Raw genomic sequence first — 323 nt, forward strand, 5'->3', positions numbered from 1 at the left:
GCGCGCTTCCCGTAGCATTTGCAGGCGATTCCTACGCTCTTGCTGTGCCTCCTGCTCTTCCGGAGAGAGCGTTCCGTTCGCTCCCTGTTGTTGACCTGCGTTCGTATTGGCGCCGGCTGCGAGCGGGTCCGAGCCTGTGCGCAGCCCCGGCACGACGGGTTGCCCAGCGCCGGAGGTAGGACGCCCAGACGCCAGGGCAGCTTCGACGTCGGCCGATTTGGACACGCCATCACCGGCATTGGCGACGCTGCTAGGTACGGTGCTCTTGGGCCCGTCGCGCTTGGCCTTATCAGCCAGCCTGGCCGCCTCTTCCTTTTCTTTCT

The 323-nt window shown here is 65.3% G+C and carries 1 protein-coding gene; it reads right to left on the minus strand.

The features are described from left to right. Positions 1-323: hypothetical protein (locus ACR6JA_RS22260; protein ID WP_494599574.1), on the minus strand; the 323-nt coding region annotated here is incomplete at both ends.

The sequence above is a fragment of the Cedecea sp. B1(4) genome (assembly GCF_059414925.1).